Source organism: Clostridium sp. Marseille-P2415 (assembly GCF_900155545.1).
Classification (GTDB): domain Bacteria; phylum Bacillota; class Clostridia; order Lachnospirales; family Lachnospiraceae; genus Lacrimispora.
Map to the genome: position 1 here is coordinate 1831514 of NZ_LT732526.1, position 25209 is coordinate 1856722.

Genomic DNA, 25209 nt, shown 5'->3' on the forward strand with positions numbered 1-25209 from the left:
ACTGGACCGACCGGCGATACCGGGCCTACCGGTGACACTGGACCGATTGGCGATACCGGGCCGACCGGAGATACTGGCCCTACTGGGGATACTGGACCTACTGGCGATACCGGGCCTACCGGCGACACTGGACCTACGGGGCCGACGGGCGATACCGGACCTACTGGCGATACTGGACCTACCGGCGACACCGGACCTACTGGACCGACCGGCGATACTGGACCTACCGGCGACACCGGACCTACCGGAGATACTGGCCCTACTGGGGATACTGGACCTACTGGCGATACCGGACCTACTGGCGATACCGGGCCTACCGGCGACACTGGACCTACGGGGCCGACGGGCGATACCGGACCTACTGGCGATACCGGACCTACCGGGGATACTGGTCCTACTGGGGATACCGGGCCTACCGGCGACACCGGACCTACCGGCGATACTGGGCCCGCCGGCTTTGCTGTCAGCTCCTTTGGCACATTAACATCAACAGCCGGGTCTATTGATTTGACTGCCGCTGAAGCTACAGTTCCACTGACAAATCAATCCGTTACGTTCGCTAATATAAATCGTATAATTACCGATTCTATAACGATTGTAGAAGCTGGTACGTATCGTATAGACATTTTTGTATCGGGAAATACTTCTGTTGCAGATTCAGTCACTGTATCTTTAGGACTTAATGCTGTACCATCTCCTGATATGACGCAAACCCTGGAACTTATAGCAGGTACAACAGCAACTTTCGCACTGACCAATTATTTTTCACTTGCAGCCGGAGATGAATTAACAATCCTGATGTCAGCAGATACCGAAGCAACGTTCTTCTTCCCTCCTACCGGCCGGGGGGCAACGTTATCCGTCCTGCAAATAGCTTAGACCTAAATATTAAAAGGGGATTGCCATCTGGCGATCCCCTTTTATGTAGGTTACCTAGACCTTATAATAATCTTATTTGCGGTATTTTACGTTTTATAAAATTATAGGCGTTGTTAATACCATCATTAAATAAAATTTAAAATTACACAATTATTGTTTAAGTACATCAATTAAGTACCTTACTCCTTTTTATAACATACTCATCTATTACTTATAACCTTAGCTATACCAAGGATAATAAGGATATCCGCGGAATAGAATAAAATTTATTAGAAATGCCTCCAGCTTTCTGATATTAATCTTTAAAAAAATATCAGAAGATTAAATTTATATTTACTTATCACAATCAAACGATAAATCATAGCATGCTTAAATTCAATACTTGAAAACTTAAATTCATTACATGGCTTAACGCTTATACACTAACACCTCACGTTATGAAAAAGCAACACATTTGCAGGCCATATGAACCGCCCCCCATAAGTTAGATTTTTAGGTCTAACATATAGGGGGCACCTAACATAATCTGCAGATGTGTTGCTTTTTCTTTTACAATATACTAGTCTTTAGCATACCAAGCTGTTATAAACGTATATCCTTATCATTTAAAATAGTTTACACCGGATTCAAAAATCTTCATATCCTGCTCACCGTAAATATTCATGGCAACGGCCTCGCCGCGGCGCTCGGAATGAGCCATCTTGCCAAGAATACGTCCATCCGGACTTGTGATACCTTCAATGGCCATATAAGAACCATTGGGGTTCCAGAATTCATCCATGGTCGGGCAGCCCTCTTCATCCACATATTGAGTAGCTACCTGGCCATTTTTAAACAGCTTCTTAAGCCATTCCTCACTCGCAACAAAGCGCCCCTCACCGTGAGATGCCGGATTACAGTACACGCCGCCTAATTCTGCGTTTAAAAGCCAGGGAGACTTATTGGTAACTACTTTTGTATAAACCATCCTTGAAACATGACGTCCAATAGTATTCATAGCCAGTGTCGGGGAATCTTTCCTCTGCTCCACGATCATCCCTTCCGGAACCAGGCCCAGTTTGATCATGGCCTGGAAACCATTGCAGATTCCTAACATCAGGCCATCCCTATCCTTTAACAGCTTCTCAATCTCTTCCCTGATCATTGGGTTGCGGAATACGGCAGCAAAAAACTTGGCAGATCCATCCGGTTCGTCACCTGCAGAAAACCCGCCGGGGAACATGACAATCTGGGCCTTAGATATCTCATCGCGGTAAACGCGGGCGGACTCCCTGATGTCCCCGGCGCTTAAGTTTTTAAATACCCTTGTTACTACATTTGCCCCAGCCCGTTCAAATGCCTTTGTGCTGTCATACTCACAGTTGGTGCCCGGAAACACAGGTATAAATACATTCGGCTTTGCCACCTTATTCTTGCAAACATAAATATCCTTTGTATCGTAAAGCACCTCGGCAACCGGAGTTTTTTCCGTTCCTGACTCAGTCGGAAATACGTGTTCCAGGGTTTCGGTCCATGCATGCAGCGTTTCAGCCATGGAAATAGCCGCATCACCATATTCAAATACACCGGTATCAGTCACTTCGCCTACAACCTCATAAGGAATCGCCAGTTCTCCAATCTTTCCTTCCGGGACCTCACATACAATATCGCCCCAGCCAGGTGCAAAGAAATCCTTCGGGTCCACATTCTGCCCGATCCTTATGCCCATCTTATTGCCGAAAGCCATCTTGCTGACAGATTCACAAAGGCCGTGGCCTTCCACCGCATAAGCGGAAATGATACGGCCTGCGGAGATATCCTCAAACATTTTTCCATACCCGCCCATAATCTGGCTGTAAACCGGCAGGTCATACGCATCTTTCCCGATCCGGAATAACACAATCCTGCTTCCCGCCTTCTTAAATTCCGGTGTAATGATATGCTTCCGGTTTGCGATATCCACTGCAAAGGAAACAAGCGTAGGCGGTACATCGATGTCCTGAAAGGTACCGGACATGCTGTCTTTCCCCCCAATGGATGGAAGTCCGAATCCAATCTGGGCATTGTAAGCGCCAAGAAGTGCTGCAAATGGCTGGCTCCAGCGTGCCGGATCCTCTGTCATTCTCCGGAAATACTCCTGGAATGTAAAACGAATCTTCTTATAATCGCCGCCTGCTGCTACAATTTTGGCAACAGAGGATACGATTGCATAAACCGCGCCATGGTACGGACTCCAGCTTGACAGATATGGATCAAAGCCATAGCTCATCATGGTAACGGTATCGGTCTTTCCTTTCATCATCGGAAGCTTCGCCACCATGGACTGGGTCTCTGTCAGCTGATACTTACCGCCATAAGGCATAAACACACTGCCCGCTCCGATGGAACCGTCAAACATTTCCACAAGCCCTTTCTGTGAACATACATTCAAATCAGAAAGCAGATTCAGCCAGGATTCCCTTACATTAGAAATCTCCGGTTTCACAAAAACATTTCCTTCTCTTCCAGGAACTTCCATAACAACGGAAGCTTCCTGATGTGCCCCGTTGGTATCCAAAAATGCCCGGCTGATGTCTACAACGGTCTTTCCTCTCCAGTTCATCACAAGCCTTGGCTCTTCTGTTACAACAGCCACTGGAACAGCTTCTAAGTTCTCTTCTGCCGCATAGGCCAGGAACCGTTCCTCATCCCCCGGATCAATGACAACTGCCATGCGTTCCTGTGATTCCGAAATGGCTATTTCCGTACCATCCAGTCCCGCGTATTTCTTCGGAACCTTGTCCAGATCGATCCGTAAGCCATCCGCCAGTTCGCCAATGGCAACCGACACACCGCCGGCACCAAAGTCATTGCATTTCTTGATGATCCTGCTCACTTCTTCTCTGCGGAATAAACGCTGTATTTTACGTTCTGTCGGTGCGTTTCCTTTCTGGACCTCAGCTCCGCATGTCTCAATGGAAGCCTCTGTATGGACTTTGGAGGAACCGGTTGCACCGCCGCAGCCGTCACGTCCGGTCCGGCCGCCAAGCAGAATGATGATATCACCCGGATCAGACGTCTCCCGGATGACATTCTTTCTTGGAGCCGCGCCCATGACCGCTCCGATTTCCATTCTCTTAGCTACAAAATTGGGATGATAAATCTCCTTCACATACCCGGTTGCCAGACCGATCTGGTTTCCGTAGGAACTGTAGCCGCTTGCAGCGCCGGTCACGATCTTTCTCTGGGGCAGCTTGCCCTTTAATGTTTCGTTTAATGGCTTTGTCGGGTCTGCCGCTCCGGTTATGCGCATGGCCTGATATACATAAGTGCGTCCGGAAAGAGGGTCACGGATCGCGCCGCCAAGACAGGTGGCGGCCCCGCCGAAGGGTTCAATCTCAGTCGGATGGTTATGGGTTTCATTTTTGAAATTTACAAGCCATTCTTCTTCCGCACCGTCATTTAAAACCGGTACAACGATGCTGCAGGCATTGATTTCATCGGAAACTTCCAGATCTTCCAGCTTTCCTTCCATGCGCAGCTTTTTCATCGCCATGAGGGCTAAATCCATGAGGCAGACAAACTTGCCGCTTTTGCCCTTTAACACCGCTTCCCGGTCGGCAAGATACTGGTTATAAGTATCCTCCATCGGCTTCCGGTAATCACCGTCTGTAAAAGTTACATCCTTTAACTCAGTCTGGAACGTGGTGTGGCGGCAATGGTCAGACCAATACGTATCCAGCACCCTGATTTCCGTCATGGAAGGATCCCGTTGTTCTTCGGTTCTGTAATAATTCCGGATATGGAGAAAATCCATAAAGGTCATAGCCAGATTTAAAGAATCATATAATTCCCTTAATGTGTCTTCTGCAAACTCCCTGAAGCCATGAAAAATAATCACATCAGCAGGAGTCTCGAACACCGTAATGAGGGTTTCCGGTTTTGCCTCATCTGTTTCCCTGGAATCCACCGGATTGATGCAAAAAGATTTAATATCGGAAATCTCAGTGTCCGTAAGAGTGCCGGAGATCACATAGGTCGTTGCGGATTTGATTACAGGTTCCTCGTCTTCCTTTAACAGCTTGACGCATTGCTCTGCGGAGTCAGCCCGCTGGTCAAACTGGCCCGGCAGGTATTCCACTGCAAATACCGCATCACCTTCATTTCTGGGAAAGGCCTCCTCATAAACCTCATCCACCGGAGGCTCGGAAAAAATAGCGGTAAGAGCCAGCCCATAGATTTCATCGGATAGATTTTCAATATCATAGCGGATCAGCACCCGCACATTGGTCACTGTGCCGATGCCAAGATAGCTTTTGATTTCCTCTTTTAATTCATTGGCTTTTACGGCATAAGCTGGCTTTTTTTCAACGTACACTCTTCTTACACTCATAATTTCCTCCTTGTAAAGAATCCTTATGGTTTATCAGGGCAAAATACTCCCTGCTATTCTCGTGTAATCATCATACCACAAAACATATCAATTAGTGAAATTAATATATCTTATGTTATTAATCAGTAATATTAATATTTCTGACTTGCCATGCTCCCTGCCGAAAACGTTTGACATTCATAAGAAAAAAAGGACTGGAAAGAATTAAACTCCTTCCCAATCCACCCGGTTATTTTTTATCCGTATAATACAAATGCCTTGGCAGCCCATCTGCCATAATGGGAGTTAATTCTGCCTGAATCAAAGGCCGTATGTAGTTTACAAACTCCTCCATTACATAATCACCGGTCTCATTGATCCATTCTCCCGGAACCTTTTTCTCTATATTGGCTACCTTATGCACATCGTAAATATCTGTCACGCAAATATATGGGTCGTCGGAGATGCGCTTTAAAATAACCATTTTTCCCGTCTCTCCTTCAAAGGCTGCCTTCACGGCCGCTCCCCCTACCTGAAAGGCTTCCGTAATATCAACCCGGGATACGATGTGGGAAGCACATCGCTGTAAGGAGTTAAACTCAATGGCTCTGGTCTTGCAGCCCACTTCCCTGGAGATCTTCTCCGCAAGGAACCTGGCGGCTCCCGTAAGCTGCCGGTGTCCAAAGGCATCCACGTAATCAACGTTGTCGGTCAGCTCACAGACATAGCGCCCATCCGCTACCTTCACTCCTTCTGAAATGGCTGCCACAACAGACTTTTTCCTTTTGTGCAATTCTGCAATCTTTTTCATAAAATCATTTACGTCAAAGGGAATTTCAGGGAGAAAGATCAGATCCGGCCCTTCGCAGTCCTCGCACCTTGCCAGAGCTGCCGCTCCCGTAAGCCAGCCCGCATTGCGTCCCATGATCTCCAACAGGGTCACATTCTGCTGGTCATATACAAGACCGTCACGGATCACCTCTTTTGTTATGGAACCTATGTATTTGGCAGCGCTCCCATAACCCGGTGTATGATCCGTTGCCGCCAGGTCGTTATCAATGGTCTTGGGAACGCCCATGAAACGAATTCGGCTGCCGTTTAATATAGAATAATCAGAAAGCTTTTTAATGGTATCCATGGAATCATTTCCGCCGATGTAAAAGAAAAATTCCACCTCCATTTCATCGAGGATCCGGAATATCTTTTTATAGATTTCCTGATCTTCGCAGATTTCCGGAAGCTTGTAACGGCAGGATCCCAGATAAGAGGAGGGGGTGCGTTTTAAAAGCTCGATATCCAGATCATTTCTGATGTGCTCCGATAAATCCACCACCCGCTCCTCCAGGAGTCCCTGGATGCCGTGGAGCATTCCATAAACCGTCTTTGCTCCTCTGTCCCTTGCAGTTTTATAAACCCCAACCAGGCTGGAATTGATGACTGCAGTCGGACCGCCTGACTGTCCTACGATCACGTTTCCTCTTATTTCTTTCATATCCGCGTTTCCTCCCTGACCACGATCCTATTTTGTAAGTACTTACAATTTGTAATAATGTTATCATAATATAGAGAAAACGGAAAATCAACCGTAGATAATAAATTCACAATTTTACATTGTTTTACAACGGATACACTTTATAAATCCAGTTCCTTTTCGGAGATTTTTCTCGTTCGATCATTTCGACATAATTCGACATTTTTTTACAAAAGTACTTGAATGTTTTCAGGTTTTACAATATAGTAGTAAAGGATTTTTAACAAAAGGAGCGTTACATTCTATGGATCTTGATCAACAATTAAAGGACTTATCCCGGAAATATTCATTTGAAAACACCCACTTCAAAACAGATGGACAGAATCCCAGCCTGGAGGTATGCTTACAGCTAAATGAGGAACATATTGAAACGTTCATTCATAAGGCCGGACAGCTTAAATCCATTGTGGAATCCTGTGCCGATATGGTCGGTATCTTCGATCATTCCACTTCAAAGGAGGTCCTTATGCAGACTTCCCTGCGCTGTGCAGGAAGCAACCGGCTGTATATCCGCACCACCCCTTCCATGCTGAAAATTCTGGTGGAAACACTGTTTGATTAAGAAAAGCACGGCTCTCCTTAATCCGTTAAATGAGCGGTATCATTGATTTCCAACAGCATAAAGTCTTCCGTAAGAGGATTATAATGAAAGGTTGTAATGCTTGCATTCTCTACGATTATGCTCTCTTCCTCCTGGCTGCCCTGCATCATATAAGAAACCAGATGGGCCACCGTAGCTCCGTGCGAAACAACCGCAACATCCTCTCTTCCGTTGGTTGTCTTTAAAATTTCTTTTAACGACCACACACAGCGCTTTATTACATCCTCCTGGGTTTCTCCCCCCGGCGGGGTGAACTCAGCCGGATTAAAATACCAGCGCTCGTATTCCCCCGGATACGCTTCCCGGATCTCATCCCATGTCATGCCTTCCCATTTCCCGAATTCTACCTCGATGAGCTGCGGCATGGGACAGATTTCCACCTTCTGCCTTTGGCTGATCCTCTCAGCCGTTTCCATGGCCCGTGTTAAGGTGCTGGAAAAAATCCTGGTAACAGGGCGGGTATCCATGCCCTCTGCCAGCTGTTCTGCCTGCCTGCGTCCCACTTCATTTAACGGAATGTCATGGCTCCCCTGGATCTTTCCCCGGATGTTCCAGTCTGTCTGTCCATGGCGTATCAGATATATCTTCATTTTATCTCTCCCGGTCCACTATATTTCGTAATTGTAATCCCCGTATTCCTTGTCCTCCGTGATTTCAATGCCTTCTACTCCGGCCAAGGCTTCCATATCCATATTTTCGGCATTCATGCTCATGGCATCCATAGCCATTTTCATGATCCCCTTTATTTCTTCCACGGTCATTTTCATCTTCTCTGCCAGCTCCTCAACAGTGGCTTCCCGTCCCAATTCCCCGGCAAGAGCCTGGGATACCTGCTGAAGTACATTTACCCGGGCAGCCAGTTCTTCCCCGGTCCGGTCCGCAAACTGCTGTTCCTCCACAGCCAGTTCAAGGGCCTTCCTGATCTTCTGGCTGGCAAAGCTGTCAAAATCCGGCCCATCTTCAATCCCTGCATACTCATCCACTGCCAGAATCAAAGCCATATTCGCTTCCTGGACCAGATCCGTCATGAGTACGCCTCTGCCGTCATACTCCTTTGCATATTCCAGTGCAACCCGTAAATTTCCTTCAACAAGCCTTTTTTTCGCTTCTTCACTGCCCTCTGCGGCTTCCTTTAAAAGCTTTCCCTGCTCTTCCAGGGTGCAGGGAGCAATGTCTCCCATTTCTTCCAGATACATCTGGTAAAAATCATCATGCATACGATTCTTTCACTCCTTCTCTTTTTATTAACCTGATTCCTGTGCCCGTTACTATACCGCACACCAGGAAATTTGTCAAATTCCTTTACAAATCAATCAAATCCGTGATAGAATGTCCTTATATTTATAAGGAGGACTAATAATGGATATCAATTATGAACTGTACAAAGTCTTTTATCATGTAGCTGCCACCTTAAGCTTCTCGGAAGCTTCCAAACAACTTTTCATCTCCCAGTCGGCAGTCAGCCAGTCCATCAAAGTACTGGAGAAAAAACTCAATCAGACTCTTTTTATCCGAAGCACAAAAAAAGTCCAACTTACACCGGAAGGCGAAATTCTGTTAAAGCATATAGAACCGGCCATAAATCTGATCCAAAAGGGCGAAAACCAGCTATTGGAGGCCAATACCTTAAATGGGGGCCAGCTGCGCATCGGAGCCAGTGACACCATCTGCCGTTACTATCTGGTCCCTTATTTAAATAAATTCCATAAGGCTTACCCCAATGTGCACATTAAGGTCACCAACCAGACCTCCATAGAATGTGCCCATCTGCTGGAAAACGGCCAGGTGGATTTTATCATCACCAACTATCCCAACTCCGGCCTTGCAAGCTCACAGAACGTCCGGATCATCAATGAGTTTTCCGATGTATTCGTTGCCAATCAGGAATATTTTCCCCTGAAAGGGCAAAACGTAAGTCTTCAAAAGCTTCAGACCTATCCCATTCTGATGCTGGACCGCAAAAGCACTACCAGCGAGTTCCTTCACCACATGTTCCAAAAGGAGCAGCTTGACCTTGTGCCTGAGATCGAACTAAGCAGCAATGACCTCTTAATTGATCTGGCCCGCATCGGCCTGGGAATCGCCTTTGTACCGGATTTCTGCATTCCTGAAAATGACAGGGATTTATTCCAGGTAAAGCTGTCGGAAAAACTGCCCGCCCGCCAGATGATTGTGGCTTATAATGAAAACATTCCTGTTTCCCAGGCCGCCAGGCAATTCATGGACATGCTTTAAAGCCCGCAGCTTCTTTGCTGCCGCCCCTTTTCCGGACGGCAGTTTTTATTTTCTTCCTTCATCCATCCGACCGGACCAGAAGCTACGGACCACCTCACCTACATCTTTTAACCGTACTTCATAATACCCATCCCATTCCCTCGGAAACAACGCCTGATAATCCGGCTTTAAAAAGCGCTCGTCCAACAGGGCAATGATCCCTTCATCGCGGACCGTCCGGATCACCCTTCCAGCCGCCTGCATGACCTTGTTCATACCCGGATACTGGTAAGCATAATCAAATCCCTTCTGTTCCCGGTCATCAAAATAGCCTTTCAGTATCTCCTGCTCGGTACAGACCATGGGAAGGCCGGTTCCCACGATGATGGCTCCGATGAGCCGGCCCTCCTTTAAATCGATCCCCTCTGAAAATACGCCCCCCATAACACAAAGGGCCACAAAAGAATCTTCCCGTTCCTCCGAAAATTCGTTAAGGAACTCCTCCCTCTCCTGTTCACTCATGCGGGAAGCCTGGGAAATATAGGTGAATTCCTGTTTCAGTACTTCCGTCTCTTCCAGTATAGCCTCCACCGCCTTCAGATACTGATAAGAGGGAAGAAACACCATGTAGTTTCCACTATGGGCTGACACGATCTTCCGTATATAGTCCACTACCTTCCGGTATTCCTGGCGGTTTCTTCGGGTATAACGGCTGCTGACATCGGCTGCAATCATTAGAAGCCGTTTCTTCTGATCAAAAGGAGACTGAGCATAAACTGCATATTCTTCCTGATCTCCGCTCAGCAATTCCTTATAATATTGGACCGGAAGCAGGGTGGCGGAAAAGAACACGGTGCTGTTCCCCTTGTCCAGGCACTCCTTTAAATTCTTTGCCGGATTTACACAAAACAATCTGAGCATAAAGCGCCCGTCGGACAAAAGCTCGGTATAGATCCGGTAATTCTCATCCAGCCGGTCATAGATATTTAAAAGATCACGGAGACTGAAATAGAAATCCAGAACCAGATCACGGTCTCCGAATTCCTGATTGGCTTCCATAAACTTCTCCATTTCACCAAAAAGAGTCATGATACCGGTCATAAAAAAGCGGATATCTTCCAGTATCCGAAATTCCTCACATTCCCGTTTCATTTCCAGAAGCTCTTTATTACACCGGTCCAGCAGCCTGGTGATCCTGTCATCCATAGGCTTCACGATCTTTTTAATAAGTAGGAAGTCCTCCTTATAAACAACTGCGCTGTACATTTCTCTGGCCCTTGGCACCAGATTATGGGCCTCATCCACCAAAAATAAGTAATCGCCGGAAATACCTTCGGAAAAGTACCGTTTCAGCCGGATGTTGGGATCAAACACATAATTATAGTCACAGATTATGGAATCCACCCAGTTGCTGATGTCCAGACAGAATTCAAACGGGCATACCTGGTATTCCTCTGCGAAGCGGAGCACCACCTCTCTGGTGATCCCGGCCTCCTTATGGATAATATCATAAACCGCATCGCCCACCCGGTCAAAATGCCCCTTGGCATACGGACAGGCGTCAGGATTGCACTCCGGTGTTTCAAGAAAGCACAGCTTCTCTTTGGCCGTTATTGTCACTGTATTCATATACAGCCCATTTTCCCTTAAAATATCAAAAGATTCCTCGGCAACTCCCCTGGTTATGGTTTTGGCTGTCAAATAAAACAGCTTATCCCCAAGCCCTTCCCCAATGGCCTTTATGGCCGGATAAATGGCAGAAAGAGTCTTGCCGATCCCGGTAGGTGCCTGTATAAATAAATTGCGCTTTCTGGCAATACTCCGGTATACCGCGATTACCAGCTCCCGCTGTCCCTTCCGGTAGGGATAAGGAAAGGAAAGCTCCCGTATGGATTCATCTCTCCGTATTCCATGGCTGTATAAATATCTGGCCCATTTGATATACTCATGAATCAGGCCCTGAAACCAGTTTTCCAGCTCCTCAAAGGATTTTTCCACCTGGAATCGCCGGATTTCCTCCGTTTCAATATTGCAATAGGTCATCTGCATGACAGCCCCGTTCCGCCGGTTGTCAAAGCAGTAAAAATACCCATAGCACATGGCCTGGGCTAAGTGCACCGGTACAGGCTCCGTTAAATAGGACAGATCCATATAAATGCCCTTGATCTCATCAATGGTGACCCCCTCCGGCTTCTCAATGATGCCGTCGGCCCGCCCTTCCACGAGAATCTGGAACTGATCCTCTTCTACCGTATGTTTTAAAGTCACTTCGGCCCGGTAATCTGCTCCCATGCGGCGCTGGATCTTTCTGTGTATGCGGCTCCCTTCCTGCATGGCGGTTTTCTCAGCCCCGGACGTCCGCCGGTTGTCCAGATCGCCGGAACGCATCACAAACTCAACCAGATTCCTGACAGATATTTTCAGGACTTTTTTCTCTCCGTCCACCATTCCGGCTTTCCCTCCTTCCATCCGTTCCCAATACCTTTGGCTTTCAGTCAACATGTAAACATGTTCGTTTGGCTCGTTGCCCGCGTAAAAAAAAAGGAAACTGCAGGCCTCCCGGCGTACAATTCCCTTTTCTCGTTACGTTACTTTATGCTGCTGAATTTTTGCCTGGTGCCTTCGCTGCCAGAAACGCTTCAAACTCCGGGTTTTCCCCGTTAAACTCAACGGTCAGAACCTTTGTCAGATCCAGACTTAAAACTCCTAATATAGACTTTGCATCAATGGTTACTCTATTGTAAAATATGTCTATGTCGAAATTACATCTGGAAGCAGCAGCAACAAACTCTTTCGCCTCGGTAACGGTTGGCAACATAATCTTAAACTCTTTCATGATCAAGACTCCTTTTTTATTAAAGAAAAAGCTATAAAACACTTATATCATGTTTGACATGATTTGTCAAATTATGTTTCATATCAGATTATATCACCTTTTTTTGTGCAGAACATGTAATTATCACCGGATTTATGCACGATACATAAGCATGTTTTCGCTGAGACAAGTTTTATTTTGGGAATCATTCTCAATTGAACTTTTTCATCTAATTCAATTTCACAATTTTACTCTGTTATTTTCATAAAAAACGCCAAATCCATCCATCCGTTGGAAAATAACCGCAGCGCATGGACTCTTTTCTTTCACTATTTGATTTATATTTTACCACAAATAGACATTCATTAACAGCAGAATAAATTATTTATTTTTTTCAAAAAACTGTTGCAATTTAAAACCTTCTATGCTATACTTTCTAGGTGCTCGGCTAAGGGTATAAAATGTTGTATTAAAGGGGAATAGTTCAATGGTAGAGCAACGGTCTCCAAAACCGTAAATGGGGGTTCGAGCCCCTCTTCCCCTGCTGAATTATAAACTGTGTAAAAAGCCTAAAATCGTTGAAAATCAATGGTTTTTGGCTTTTTTTGTTTTACGGACGGCAAAAACGTAAAACTATGATTTCGTTCTTTCTTCCTCAGTACCAATCTATACCATTCTGTTTTGGTCGGTTTTTGGGTCGGTGCTATATCATTCTTGTATATAGTTTTTCATGACCACTTTCCAGATTTCTGGTCCCGTTTTTGTACACCCAATACAGTTGTTAGACTTTATAAAGGCGTCTCGCAATACCCTATTATGGATAATATGCAATTATGGATAATTACTGTTTAATAAACATTAGAGGTGACAAAACATGATTGTTTATGACAGACTATGGGAAACCATGAAAAAGAAAAATGTCAGCCAGTATCATCTGATCAAGTACTATAAGGTCAGCGCCGGGCAAATCGGACGGCTTAAAAAGAACAACTTTGTTTCTACCCATACCATCGACATGCTCTGCAATATCCTGGATTGCAGCGTGGAAGAAATTATGGAATATCGTGTTGATATCAGCGAAACTGCCAGTACGGACGAGCAAACAGACCACCTGTCTCCACCCCCACCTAAGTAAAACCATTTCCCAATGCTTTTTTCAACTTTTAAAGGCTTGAAAATGATTAGATTTATCAGCATTTTCAAGCCTTTTTCCGTGCTTTTGATGGTACTGATCGGTTCATTTTTACACTCATCTTTTGCAATTGTGCAAAGTGAGTAATACTTACAGCCGGTTTCTATCGGATCAATGATGGGAATCTTTGCACCTTCAGTAATGTCTGTCTGTATTTCCACATCAAGCTTAGGAACGGCAGTAAGAAGCATTAGAGTATAAGAGTGCAACGGCTCAAAAGCTATCTCCTTTTAAATCCAAATAAAAGAATTCTTCTTTATCTTTTATCGATTTCTTATATTTATTTATTATATAAATATCAGCATCAAATGCTAATTCCGGAAGGTTTGAGTTTAGGTCAAACCATCCAGCCTCAACAATATCATCCCCGGGAGTAATTGAAGTTGTCTCAGGCTTAGCCAAAATGACTATTACAATGGAATTGATACCATTATCCAATCGATTTGAAACGACATTAATAATTCCCTGTGGTTGTATTAATATTCCTGTTTCTTCCTGTGTTTCACGAATAGCCGCTTTTATATACGTCTCTTCATACTCAATAAATCCGCACGGCAAGCACCACTTATCCGGATAAATGGAGCCCTTCGCCCGTAATCCCAATAAAACACGGTTCCATTCATCCACTACTAATGTTGATACACATGGAAAAGGATTTTGATAATATATAAATCCACATTCCGGGCAAGAAAATCTGACAATACTCCCATCAATAAATTTTTTGCATATATGTCCGCATCGTTTACAATATACTTTATTACTCATTTCATAACCTTTCACAGCTAATTAAATTATCAAATATAATAGTAAGATTAGCACTTTTATTTTTTGATTTATGTATTGTATTATTTATTTTTATTAACCTAACGTTATCTTTAAATATCCCCACATAATCCTTCCGGTATTTATTACTTCTTTTATAATACTACCAATTTTTAAAATACAAAACACTTTTTAATCGCAATCTTCGGCATTTAAGGCATTTACCGTATCCTTGAAATTTGTAGGCTCTGTTCACGCCCGGCCTTTGGAGCATGATCACGTAACCTGTTGAATTTGCTCCTTTGCAACTGCAATAAAAATGCTCCTTTTCGATAAGAATTGTCATACCTTAATTCTTATCAAAAAGAAGCCATTTTTCCCAAAGACACAAACCAGATTACACTACCTCATGATTGGCATCACCGTTAATCTTCCGCTTTTTATTCTTCTGTAAAATTCTCTTTAATATACTGAACAGCATTTTCTCCAGCCATTCTGCCTGAATTTACCGCAAATCCTAATGTATTTCCGGGAAGGACAAACACATAATCCGGATTGCATATAGAGTTTGCATCGGTACCTGCTGCATATAAACCTGGTATTACATTGTTTTCTGCATCCAATACCTCCGTCTTATAATTAATTTTAATTCCCCCTAAGCTGCCATATGCACTTGGTGCAAACTTTAATGCATAATATTTTGGTCCTGTCAATGGCTTTAAGTATTTCGGATTTTTATTAAATAAATGGTCTGTTGATTTACAGCATTCATTATATTCACTTATTGTTTTTACAAGCCCCTCTTTATCAATGCCTGTTTTTTCTGCTAATTCTTCAACAGAGTCCGCAATGTATAAAACATCATTCCCGTTTTTAATCATTTCTTCCATTTCCTGCTTAAAGTCATCCATGCTGATATTAGATGTAACAACATTGATCAGATCCAGCCCATTTTTCTCATATTGCTTCAATATGTTTTCATCTATAATAGAAAATGCAATTCTGTTCTTTTGTCTTATAATTGCGTTCACTGAGAACACAGGATTTTCCACAACTGCTTCATCATAGAATCTCTCTCCATCCAGATTTACAAACAGGTTCGGCTGTCTGAAAGGAAGTTCGATGGGAGCATATCCGCCTGTATTCGGTGCAAAGAAGACTAATTCCATATCCATCCTGTCTCTGTTCGCTCCCGCTTCCCATGCCATGCTGATTCCATCACCTGTAAGTCCTGGTATCCGATAAGAAAATAAATCTTTCCCCCATTCAAATCTCGTATACTTTTTGATGAATTCCGGGCTGTCACCAAACCCGCCTGCAGCAATAATTACCGCTGAACCATATGCTGTTACTTCTCCATCCTTATCCTTTGCAACAATACCGACTACTTCTCCGTCTTCTTTTAATAATTTTTGTACCGGTGATTCCAGGCAGATTTTAACCCCTAATTCTTCGGCCCTGTCTGTCATGGCTTTTATCATGGTTGCAGCCGCTCTCAGTCCCGGCGCACCTGTCTTAGGCTGGACAATATGCCATGTTGCTTCAGAACCGGGAAAATATTTGGAAGGCAAAGCAAATTTAACGCCCATATCCTGCAGCCATTCAATCGTACTTGCTGATTTATAAATATAATTCTTTACCAATCTTGCATCGGAACGCCAATGGGTATAATCCATGAACTTCTGAAATGCGCCTTCCCTGGTACAGTCAATCAGCCTTTCTTTTTGAAGCTTTGTTTCTACTCCTAAAAGCCCCATTGCCATGTTTGCACATCCGCCGGTTGTATTTGCCTTTTCAAATACAATGACTTCGGCTCCATTCTCTGCCGCAGATATAGCTGCTGCCATTCCGGCAGCTCCTCCCCCTACAATGATTACATCAGCTTCCATTTCTCGCATTTTTTTTACCTCCTGTTTTATATTAAAATTATTAATTATAACTTTCTCCTTTTTCTTCCCAGGCCTTTCTTAACGCCTGGACCGCCTTCCTGAAAGCTTCCCACTGCTATGGGCTCTGAAGGCAGCAGCGGTTTTATTGTTCCATATCTTTTTACCGCCCTGATACTGCAGACCGTTTCACATTCTCCGCATTTATCACAAAGATCCGTGTCAATCACGTGAATGAAATGCTCTCCGCCCCTGACCGCATTTTGATGACAGCCCATACATGCTCCGCAACCATTGCAAACGGTTGGATCGATGAAATAATCAGCATAAGAGATGCAGCTTAACGTATTACATATTTTCCGTTCGATATGCTTTTCAAATTCATCTTTAAATTTAATCATAGCTGTATGTAATGGATTCGGCGCGCTTTTACCAAAGTCACATAAGGTACCGGCTTTTATTGTCTCACATAACTCATCGGCCAGCTCCATATCCCCGTCTTTTCCTTTTCCCTCGGTGGCATCCTTCATGATTCGGTAAAGCTGATAGATACCCTCTCTGCAATACACGCATTTTCCGCAGGTTTCTTTGCTGTTTACCAGCATTTTTTTATAAGCCCAGCCAACCATGCAGGTCTCAATATTATAAACATCGATCTTCGCTGTTTCTAACATCGTTCCGCTGCCCATAAGATTTGAATAAATAAATGCAGTATCTAATTCTTCATCGGTAAAAACAGTCCCGGTATTCCCTCCAACCTGTACGAACTTAATAGCTTTTTGAGAATTGCTCCCATTTCCATACTCTTCAATCATTTCTCTTAAAGTTATTCCAAATGGAACCTCGTAAACTCCCGGATTTTTTACATCTCCGGTAATTGAAACAATTTTTTTAGGAATATAGTTTTTTTCTGAGAAGGAACGGCTTAATGCCAGCATAGTCTCCGCATGATGAACCAGCGTATCCTCACGAAATACATCTTTTTCAGAAAGCTTTTTATCTTCCACTACTGCAACTTCCATCCCATGCTGTTCCAATTCCTTTAAAAAACCACGATAGTATGCGGAAAGATATATCCGGACTTTTTCTAATTTTAACTCTTTCATGCATATGCTGATTCCCTGTATAACCTGCTCCAAATAATTCTCCAGCAGATACTTCACATTTTCACTTTGCCTGTTATCTTCAATAAATAGACAGGCCAGCTCTTTAAAAGGTCTGCTGTTCCATCTGTCCAAAACCGGAGTGCCTTTTATTCCATGTCCATATATCCTGATATCTTCCATTGCCATTTTCCCACCTTCTTTACTTTACTTTATACTCTGTCCAAAATTTTGATTTCGTGAGTTTGGGACGCAGATCACATTGAAGGCATCTGCCAGCCTCACACTGTGCTGTTTTGGCATCTAAGCCAACCGTCATAAGATTAAAATTATCACACCTGTCCTCTATGGGGATGCACTGATACTTATTACATTCTTTCCCGGCAAATCCTTCTTCCATGCCGATGCAGGGGTTTAGAGGCTGCTCTGCCGATAATGTTTCTTTTATATTTCCGTCCCCGCCCAAATAAATATCCATGCTGGACGCAGCTTTTCTTGCCGCTGCAATTGCCTGGATAACAGAGGCTGTTCCTGTTACCGCATCTCCAACTGCAAAGACGCCGTCTATGTTGGTTTTACAGCTTTCATCAATATCAATAAGTCCTCTGGGAGTAAGATTTATCTCCGCAAAAGCTTCTAAATCCGGTCTTTGCCCTGTGGCGAAAATGATGGTCTTACCGTTGATGATATGGTCTGAACCTTCTTTTACATTGAGGATTAATTTTTTATTCTCATCAAAGGAAAAGCTTTCAACCTCGCGGCATACAACACCCGCTGCTCTTCCGCCTTTTTCTTCAATCTTTACAAAGGTTCTGCTATTGTAGATTTCAATTCCTTCTTCTTTTGCCTCAGCAATTTCTTCATCACTTGCCGTCATATGGTCAGGACCTTCCAGACAGACAACTGATACCTCTTTGCAGCCTGATCTTCTGGCTGTTCTTGCACAGTCAAAGGCTACGTTACCGCCTCCCAGCACAACGGCCGAATCTTTAAGCTCAATATCAAGGTTTAATAAATCTTTTCTAAGAAAATCAATATTTACATGAACATCCTTTAAATCGGAACCGGGAATTGGAATACGTACTCCTTTATCCGTTCCGACTGCGATCAAAACCGCATCATATTTTTTATCCAGCAGTGTTTTTAATGAATCAATTTTACTATTCGTAATAATATTGACTCCTGCTTCCCGAATGATATCAACCTCAGATTCCACCACTTCTCCCGGCAGGCGGTAATCCGGAATGCCTGCTGATAACATCCCTCCTGCGACAGGAAGCTTTTCATATACATCAATTGCATGTCCTGATTTAGCAAGATAATAGGAAGCGGTCAGCCCTGCCGGTCCAGACCCTATAACTGCCACTCTTTTATTCGTGCTTTCCTTTTTAAAGGCTTTCTCTTTCCACTTATAGGTATCTTTTTCAGCCGCAAATCTTTTTAAATCCCGTATGGATACTGCTCCGTTGATTCCTTTTCTCCTACAGGCGGATTCACAAAAACGCATACAGACAAGCCCCAGTGATTTTGGAAATGGTGCCTTTTCACGAATGACGGCGGCTGCCTCCTCATAGCTGCCTTCTTTTATAAAACGGACATATTTGGGAACATCGATACCGGCCGGACATTCATGCTTGCATGGTATCAAAACATCTTCCCGGTTTCCTTCCTTAAACAGGCCCTTTTTATCCTGCAACGCCCCCGTAGGACATACCTCTACACATGCACCGCAAAAGCGGCAGTCAGAATCCACTAATGATCGCTTCCCTTTTACCCCTACATAAACTCTGTCTTCTTCATTTTTATCCAGTCCTAAAATTCCTACCCCTCTGATATCCTGACAAACTCTGACGCATCTGCCGCAGGCAACACAGCGGTTTAAGTCGCGGATAATCAACGGATTGCCGGTTTCAACCGGAACTGCATTTAAAGTCCGTCTTAACCTTGAAGTGCTGACTCCTAAATACTGGATCAATGACTGTAATTCACATTTTAAATATTTGGGACATGTGGTACAGTCGTCTACATGATTGGCCAGCATGAGTTCCATTGACAGCCTTCTCATTTTATCCAACCGGTCAGACTTTGTTTTTATTATCATTCCCGGTTCAATTTTTGTCGTACAAGCTGTGAAAGCTTCTTCCCTTCCATTGATTTCAACAACACATAATCTGCAGCCGCCAACATCATGTAAATCCGGATGATGACACAGGTGGGGAATGTAAATATCGGAGTCCTCCGCCGCCTCCATAATCGTTTTACCTGCCTCTGCATATAATTCCATACCGTCAATTAAGATTTTAACCTTGCTCATATCTTCCTCCAATTTCCTTGACTCCTTAACTCCAATTCATTTATACTGTCACTATAAACTTTGCCACAAGGGCAAAGTCAATAGCGGAGTGTGAAAAAAATGACAAACCTGTATACAATCGGTGAAGTAGCCCGTTTTCTTAAAATATCGCCGAAAGCTTTACGCAATTATGATGACTTAGACTTGCTGAAACCTCATTATATTTCTCCGGATACCAATTACCGTTATTACAGCTACGATCAATTTTTTATTATAGATGTAATTCGGTATTTAAACAAAACCTTAAATATTCCATTGGATCGTGTGAAAAAATTACTGGAGGAAAACAAGGAAAGTGATAACTTGTTATCACTTTTAGAATCCCATAGAGGATTATTAGAAGAAAAAATCGCCGCCCTGGAATATTCAAAGCTGCTTACCGATAACCTGATTTCGGATGTAAAATACAGGACAAAATATCCTGAGAAAATCGGGATATATGAACAGTATCTGATGAGCCGCAATCTTTATTATAAGGAACTGGATATATCTATATATGACATTGACAAATACGTGAATAGAAATATCGGCAATATAGATAATCATGAAACCGATATGATGTGCCTGTTATTTTCTCTGTCAGAATATAAAAAAACAGGACATTTAATGGTAAAAGGATTTGGGATATTTTCTGATAAAAAACTGCCTGGATTGAAATTAAAAACCCTTCGCGAAGGCCGTTATATCACGAAAAGTTTTCTCTATTCAGAAGAAAATACTATGTCTACCTTCAATGAGTTAGACAAATATTCAAAAATTAAAGACTTGGAATTAGAGAATACTGCTTTCTTAATATCGAAAATGGTTAATCTGCAGGCATGCTCCAAATATGATTATTGTATGGAGCTTCAAATTATATGTTACACAAAAGACTGACAAGCTAAAATCACATGCCAGTCTTACTTTTAATTTGCGATAGAAGCATCCTGCAACTACTGATGAAGTGAAATAACAGGAATGGAAATTTTAATTACAAATTCATTGGAATCAACCGCTGCAAGATAACTCAGCATGTCATTTTCGTAGGCATCACCGTTAACAGCCATGTCATTTTTTCCTATAAAATCCATAAGCTGCTGATAGGACTTTGGCAATTCACTGTAAGCACCTTTATGGATAATAACGGCATACTTCCCTTCTGTTTTAATACGCAGACGGTCGCAGTCTATTTTACAGCGCATTTTATTACTATAATAATTAGGTTTATCATATTGTCCGGCAATAAGGTCTTCCCTGCTTATGATAGCCCCCATCAGCAATTCACAGTCACCGCCTTGTTCATCACAATAATCAAAATGCTCCCCCAGCTTTTGCAGTTCTTCCTTGTCACTTTCATACCCGGATATTTTAACTACGATGAAATACTCTTCTTCACATTCCTCAAAATAGGGAACACCATATACAGAGCTCAAGGCCTCTTCCGTCTTATCAATGGTGGCCATTACCTTGCTTCTCATTATAGAAGTCTTTTTTATCTCGGCCTCCAACTGCTGTTCTTTTTGTTTTAATATCGCAAGAAAATGATGGGGGTTGTGATCCATGATATAATCCTTAATTTCACTCAGGGAAGTACCGGCCTGTTTTAATATAAAAATCATATCATACAAATAAAACTGCTTGATCGAATAATAACGGTAGCCGTTTGGCTTTACAAGCTCCGGCTTTAAAATGCCGATCTCATCATAATGAAATAACGTATGCTTGGTAACTCCGCATATCTCTGCAAATTCATTGGTTGTAAAGTACTGTTTATTCTTGCCTGACATTCTTTTCCCTCACATAGACTTCCTGATTATCCAGAAGAGAGCTTTCGCTTAAAAGCCGCTTAAAATCCCCTTGACTTTCGGGTTACACTATACTTTATAATGACACAGTTGTGTCATATAGTCAAGGTGTAATCATGAAAACAGACTGGATTGAGGAACCCGTCAGAATGTAACTACAACATACAGGAGGATAGCTATGAGTAAATTACTTTATTACTTAAAACCACATAAAAAATTACTGATTGGGGCCGTAATATTTTTATTTTTTAATAATTTCAGTGCAATGTTTTTGCCTACACTGACTGCCAGACTTATTAATATCGGAGTTGCTAACGGTGACTTTTCTTACATTTACCGCATTAGCGTACATATGCTGGCAATTGCAGTTTTAGGCGGCCTGAGCTCCATAATCTCTGTTATATTATCATCAAAAGTTACGGCTGCTTTCTGCAGGGACTTAAGAGAAGCCGTTTTTATAAAAGCACAGCAGTATTCTTTAAATGATTTTCAAACGATCGGAACACCCTCCATGATTATCCGCTGCACAAATGACATTAACATCATACAAAAATCAGGAATGATGTTTTTAAGAGTTCTTCTTCCCGCTCCTCTTATGACCGTCGTAGGACTTACCCTGGCCTTTCGGACCAATGTAAGAATGGCCTTTTTCTTTGTAGCCGTTATAGTGATTTTTGGTACTATGGCATATTTTATCGGGAGAAAAGCTGTTCCATTATTCAGACAAATTCAGGTTAAAATGGACCGGCTGACTTATGTACTTCGGGAAAGCATTACAGGAGTACGGGTAATCCGGGCATTTAACCGGGAAGAATTCGAGAAGCAGAGATTTGCAGCTTCCTGTCATGATTACAGGGATATTGCCGTTAAAACCAACAAAATCTTCGCCGTTTTAATGCCTTCCCTCTTCCTTATTCTGGATTTAAGCGTTGCATCCATTATCTGGTTCGGCGGCATTTTAGTTTCCAACGGCTCCATGGAAATCGGCAGTATTTTTGCTTTAATTGAATATCTGACTATTATTTTATTCTGCGGTGTCATGGCAGTCATGGGGTTTATGGAAATTCCCAGGGCTTTAAGCAGTGCTGCCAGATTAAATGAAGTTCTTAACTTATCACCGGAAATAACGGACCAGCCTGTTGCCATAACTGAGACCATTCAAAAAGGATTTCTTGAATTTCGGGATGTTACCTTTCAATATTCCAATGCAGAAGAGCCGGTTTTAAGTCATATCTCCTTCACCGCCGGCCCCGGGAAAACTACCGCAATTATCGGCGGCACCGGTTCGGGTAAATCAACGGTTGCGAATTTGATCCCCCGTTTCTTCCCCATACAGAAAGGAGAGATTCTGTTAAATGGCATGAATATCGCCCATTATCCGCAGAAAGTTTTAAGGGACAAAATAGGTTTTATCCCCCAAAAGGCTTTTTTGTTCCGGGGAACCGTTGAAAGCAACATCCGCTTTGGAAAAGAAGACGCCACCATGGAAGAAATTGAGGCTGCAGCAAAAACAGCCCAGGCGCATGAGTTCATTCAGGGACTGGAGAACGGTTACCAGTCTTATGTTGCCCAGTCCGGTTCTAATCTTTCCGGCGGTCAAAAGCAAAGAGTCGCCATTGCCCGGGCACTGGTTAAAAAACCTCAAGTTTATGTATTTGACGACAGCTTTTCAGCACTTGATTTTAAGACGGATTCCATGCTGCGAAAAGCTTTGCGTAATGAAATAAAAGATTCTGCTTTGATTATCGTAGCACAGCGCATCAGCACTATTTTGGATGCAGACCAGATCATTGTATTAGATGAAGGCAAAATAGCAGGTATTGGACGCCATGAAGAGCTCATGAAAACCTGCACCATATATCAGCAGATCGCTACTACTCAATTGAGCGAGGAGGAGCTGTCGGGAAAGGAGAATAAAGGTTATGAACATGCATAATAAAAGTACCATTCGCAGATTGTGTTCTTATTTTAACGGTTTAGGCGTTAAGATTCTGTTTATTATTACAGCCTCTGTATTAAGCTCCGTTTTCTTTATTGCAACTCCCATATTTTTAGGAAAAGCACTGGACCAGCTTGCGGACGGGATAAAAACTGCGGTAACACAGGGCACACGTTTTCAAGTAAATATAGAGACAATGGGCGGTATCTTCCTGATCCTGCTTATCCTTTATGTCCTAAGCTTTATTACGAATTATTTAGCCAATTATCTGATGTCATCGGTCGCAGAAACCGTTACCTTAAACATGCGTGCGGCACTGAGCGAAAAGCTGAACAGGCTTCCCCTTCGTTTTTACGACGCAACAGAGCGCGGTGATATTTTAAGCCGTGCAACCAATGACTTAGAAAAGATTGCGGATGCCCTGCGTGAAGGCTTTAACCGCCTTATCGGCTGTGCTGTCACAATAACCGGTGCTGTGATTATGATGCTGGTGATCAGCCCTTCCTTATCTTTGATTGCATTTTTAACCATAGGAACCGCAACCACAGTGACTCTGGTAATTGCAAAAAAATCACGAAAATACTTCTTAAATTATCAGACCTCCCTTGGCGAATTAAATGCCAATATAGAGGAAGCTTTTACCGGACAGCTGGTGATCAAGGCCTTTCATTATGAAGAGAACGCCATTAAGGAATTTAAGAAAATCAATCATGACCTGTATATGCACAGCAGCTATTCCCAGATAGCCCAGTTCGTCGTTGCACCCTCGGTACGCTTTATCAACAACCTGGGGTATATTGTAATTGCGGTTATGAGTGTATTTTCAATTATACAGGGAAGGCTTTCTATCGGTACGGTACAGGCTTTTATCCAATACACGGACAAAGCATCCGAACCGGTTATCGAATGCTCCCAGATCATCAGTTCCATGCAGTCAGCATTTGCTGCCTCTTCCCGTTACTTTGAAATCATGGATGAATTGGATGAAATACCGGATCCTGCTCTTACAAAGAACCTTCCCCCCGTTCAAGGCAATGTATCTTTTGAGCATGTCAGATTTGGATACAGTGATGACCATATCCTGATGAAAGACATAAATATCGATGTAAAAGCCGGTGACAAAATAGCAGTTGTTGGCCCTACCGGGGCAGGTAAGACAACGCTTGTCAATCTTCTGATGCGTTTTTATGATATACAGGGCGGCAGAATTACAATTGACGGCGCAGATATCAAAACGATGCCCCGGGGAGAGCTCAGAAATAAATTCGGCATGGTTTTACAGGATACCTGGTTATTCAGCAGTACCATACGGGAAAATATTGCATATAGTAATTTTAATGCCGGTGATGAGGAAATTATTGCAGCAGCGAAATCCGCAAGAGCCGATCATTTCATCCGCACTCTTCCGGACGGCTATCATACGCTGCTTTCAGAAGACGGTGCCAACGTATCTCAGGGGCAGAAACAGTTGTTAACCATTGCAAGAGCCATTCTGGCTGACCCTGCGATCCTGATTTTAGACGAGGCTACCTCCAGTGTGGATACACGAACCGAAGTGGAAATCCAAAAGGCCATGAATAACCTGATGAAGGGCAGAACCAGCTTTATCATTGCACATAAACTATCTACCATCCGGAATGCTGATTTAATTCTTGTTATGCAGCAGGGGACGATCATCGAGCAGGGAACCCATCATGAACTTCTTGCAAAAAAAGGATTTTACGAAAAGCTTTATAACAGCCAATTTGCATAATAGCTTACGGTGAGTTTGTGAGGCCGTAAAAAAAGTCTGTAAATTGATAGGTCTTCTATGAAAAATA

18 protein-coding genes, 1 tRNA gene and 2 pseudogenes are annotated in these 25209 nt (G+C 43.2%); 9 read left to right on the forward strand and 12 right to left on the reverse strand.

Going from position 1 to position 25209, the window contains the following annotated elements; genetic code table 11:
* Nucleotides 1–484, forward strand: a pseudogene (locus BQ9856_RS25250) (hypothetical protein); the annotation flags it as partial.
* A 23-nt stretch (nt 485–507) separates the two neighbouring features.
* Nucleotides 508–879: a hypothetical protein gene (locus tag BQ9856_RS25255; protein WP_139348697.1), complete on the forward strand. Its 372-nt coding sequence runs from the start codon at nt 508–510 to the stop codon at nt 877–879.
* Between the two features lie 601 nt (nt 880–1480).
* On the opposite strand, the gene BQ9856_RS13380 is transcribed toward BQ9856_RS25255, so the two are convergent.
* Both BQ9856_RS13380 and BQ9856_RS13385 read right to left on the reverse strand, forming a co-directional pair.
* Complete coding sequence (locus tag BQ9856_RS13380) at nt 1481–5230, reverse strand: phosphoribosylformylglycinamidine synthase (protein ID WP_077611474.1); 3750 nt, start codon at nt 5228–5230, stop codon at nt 1481–1483.
* A gap of 229 nt (nt 5231–5459) precedes the next feature.
* Nucleotides 5460–6692 (reverse strand): 6-phosphofructokinase, encoded by a 1233-nt coding sequence (locus tag BQ9856_RS13385; RefSeq protein ID WP_442855589.1) that lies wholly within the window; start codon nt 6690–6692, stop codon nt 5460–5462.
* Nucleotides 6693–6984: 292 nt separating this feature from the next.
* Here BQ9856_RS13385 and BQ9856_RS13390 point away from each other — a divergent pair, with 292 nt between their 5' ends.
* Nucleotides 6985–7302 carry a hypothetical protein gene (locus BQ9856_RS13390; RefSeq protein WP_077611476.1) on the forward strand — a complete coding sequence of 106 codons (318 nt, stop codon included), beginning with the start codon at nt 6985–6987 and terminating at the stop codon, nt 7300–7302.
* Nucleotides 7303–7319: 17 nt separating this feature from the next.
* Here the strand turns inward: BQ9856_RS13390 and BQ9856_RS13395 are convergent, their stop codons facing one another.
* Together BQ9856_RS13395 and BQ9856_RS13400 are read right to left on the reverse strand one after the other, a co-directional pair.
* A complete protein-coding gene (locus BQ9856_RS13395; RefSeq protein ID WP_077611477.1) occupies nt 7320–7931 on the reverse strand; it encodes a histidine phosphatase family protein in 612 nt (203 codons plus the stop codon).
* Nucleotides 7932–7949: 18 nt separating this feature from the next.
* The gene (locus BQ9856_RS13400; RefSeq protein ID WP_077611478.1) at nt 7950–8558 is read right to left on the reverse strand and encodes a sigma-70 domain-containing protein; all 609 of its coding nucleotides are present in this window, start codon (nt 8556–8558) and stop codon (nt 7950–7952) included.
* A 142-nt stretch (nt 8559–8700) separates the two neighbouring features.
* Here BQ9856_RS13400 and BQ9856_RS13405 point away from each other — a divergent pair, with 142 nt between their 5' ends.
* Complete coding sequence (locus BQ9856_RS13405) at nt 8701–9576, forward strand: LysR family transcriptional regulator (protein ID WP_077611479.1); 876 nt, start codon at nt 8701–8703, stop codon at nt 9574–9576.
* 45 nt (nt 9577–9621) lie between these two features.
* On the opposite strand, the gene BQ9856_RS13410 is transcribed toward BQ9856_RS13405, so the two are convergent.
* Both BQ9856_RS13410 and BQ9856_RS13415 read right to left on the reverse strand, forming a co-directional pair.
* The gene (locus tag BQ9856_RS13410) at nt 9622–12003 is read right to left on the reverse strand and encodes an ATP-dependent DNA helicase (protein ID WP_077611480.1); all 2382 of its coding nucleotides are present in this window, start codon (nt 12001–12003) and stop codon (nt 9622–9624) included.
* 145 nt (nt 12004–12148) lie between these two features.
* Nucleotides 12149–12391: an HPr family phosphocarrier protein gene (locus BQ9856_RS13415; RefSeq protein ID WP_077611481.1), complete on the reverse strand. Its 243-nt coding sequence runs from the start codon at nt 12389–12391 to the stop codon at nt 12149–12151.
* A gap of 452 nt (nt 12392–12843) precedes the next feature.
* Between BQ9856_RS13415 and BQ9856_RS13420 the strand changes: the two genes are divergently transcribed.
* Nucleotides 12844–12914: transfer RNA gene (locus tag BQ9856_RS13420), tRNA-Trp, on the forward strand.
* A 330-nt stretch (nt 12915–13244) separates the two neighbouring features.
* Nucleotides 13245–13505, forward strand: a complete 261-nt coding sequence (locus tag BQ9856_RS13425) for a helix-turn-helix domain-containing protein (protein WP_077611482.1) — start codon at nt 13245–13247, stop codon at nt 13503–13505.
* Nucleotides 13506–13675: 170 nt separating this feature from the next.
* Here BQ9856_RS13425 and BQ9856_RS25765 read toward each other — a convergent pair.
* From BQ9856_RS25765 to BQ9856_RS13450, 5 genes and pseudogenes are all read right to left on the reverse strand, one after another.
* Nucleotides 13676–13753, reverse strand: a pseudogene (locus tag BQ9856_RS25765) (hypothetical protein); the annotation flags it as partial.
* Between the two features lie 22 nt (nt 13754–13775).
* Nucleotides 13776–14327: a nucleotide triphosphate diphosphatase NUDT15 gene (locus tag BQ9856_RS13435; protein WP_077611484.1), complete on the reverse strand. Its 552-nt coding sequence runs from the start codon at nt 14325–14327 to the stop codon at nt 13776–13778.
* Nucleotides 14328–14764: 437 nt separating this feature from the next.
* Nucleotides 14765–16222: an FAD-dependent oxidoreductase gene (locus BQ9856_RS13440; protein WP_077611485.1), complete on the reverse strand. Its 1458-nt coding sequence runs from the start codon at nt 16220–16222 to the stop codon at nt 14765–14767.
* A 35-nt stretch (nt 16223–16257) separates the two neighbouring features.
* Entirely contained in the window at nt 16258–17502 is a 1245-nt protein-coding gene (locus tag BQ9856_RS13445; protein WP_077611486.1) for an NADH-ubiquinone oxidoreductase-F iron-sulfur binding region domain-containing protein, read from the reverse strand.
* Between the two features lie 13 nt (nt 17503–17515).
* Nucleotides 17516–19627 (reverse strand): FAD-dependent oxidoreductase, encoded by a 2112-nt coding sequence (locus BQ9856_RS13450; RefSeq protein WP_077611487.1) that lies wholly within the window; start codon nt 19625–19627, stop codon nt 17516–17518.
* Nucleotides 19628–19726: 99 nt separating this feature from the next.
* Between BQ9856_RS13450 and BQ9856_RS13455 the strand changes: the two genes are divergently transcribed.
* Nucleotides 19727–20542 (forward strand): MerR family transcriptional regulator, encoded by an 816-nt coding sequence (locus BQ9856_RS13455; RefSeq protein WP_077611488.1) that lies wholly within the window; start codon nt 19727–19729, stop codon nt 20540–20542.
* A gap of 56 nt (nt 20543–20598) precedes the next feature.
* Here BQ9856_RS13455 and BQ9856_RS13460 read toward each other — a convergent pair whose 3' ends face one another.
* A complete protein-coding gene (locus BQ9856_RS13460) occupies nt 20599–21432 on the reverse strand; it encodes a MerR family transcriptional regulator (protein WP_077611489.1) in 834 nt (277 codons plus the stop codon).
* Between the two features lie 196 nt (nt 21433–21628).
* On the opposite strand from BQ9856_RS13460, the gene BQ9856_RS13465 reads away from it, so the two are divergent.
* Nucleotides 21629–23386, forward strand: coding sequence for an ABC transporter ATP-binding protein (locus tag BQ9856_RS13465; RefSeq protein ID WP_077611490.1), 1758 nt, complete (start codon nt 21629–21631; stop codon nt 23384–23386).
* Nucleotides 23373–25142, forward strand: a complete 1770-nt coding sequence (locus BQ9856_RS13470) for an ABC transporter ATP-binding protein (RefSeq protein WP_077611491.1) — start codon at nt 23373–23375, stop codon at nt 25140–25142. Before BQ9856_RS13465 ends, BQ9856_RS13470 begins: the two co-directional genes overlap by 14 nt.
* The last annotated feature ends 67 nt before the right edge of the window (nt 25143–25209 follow it).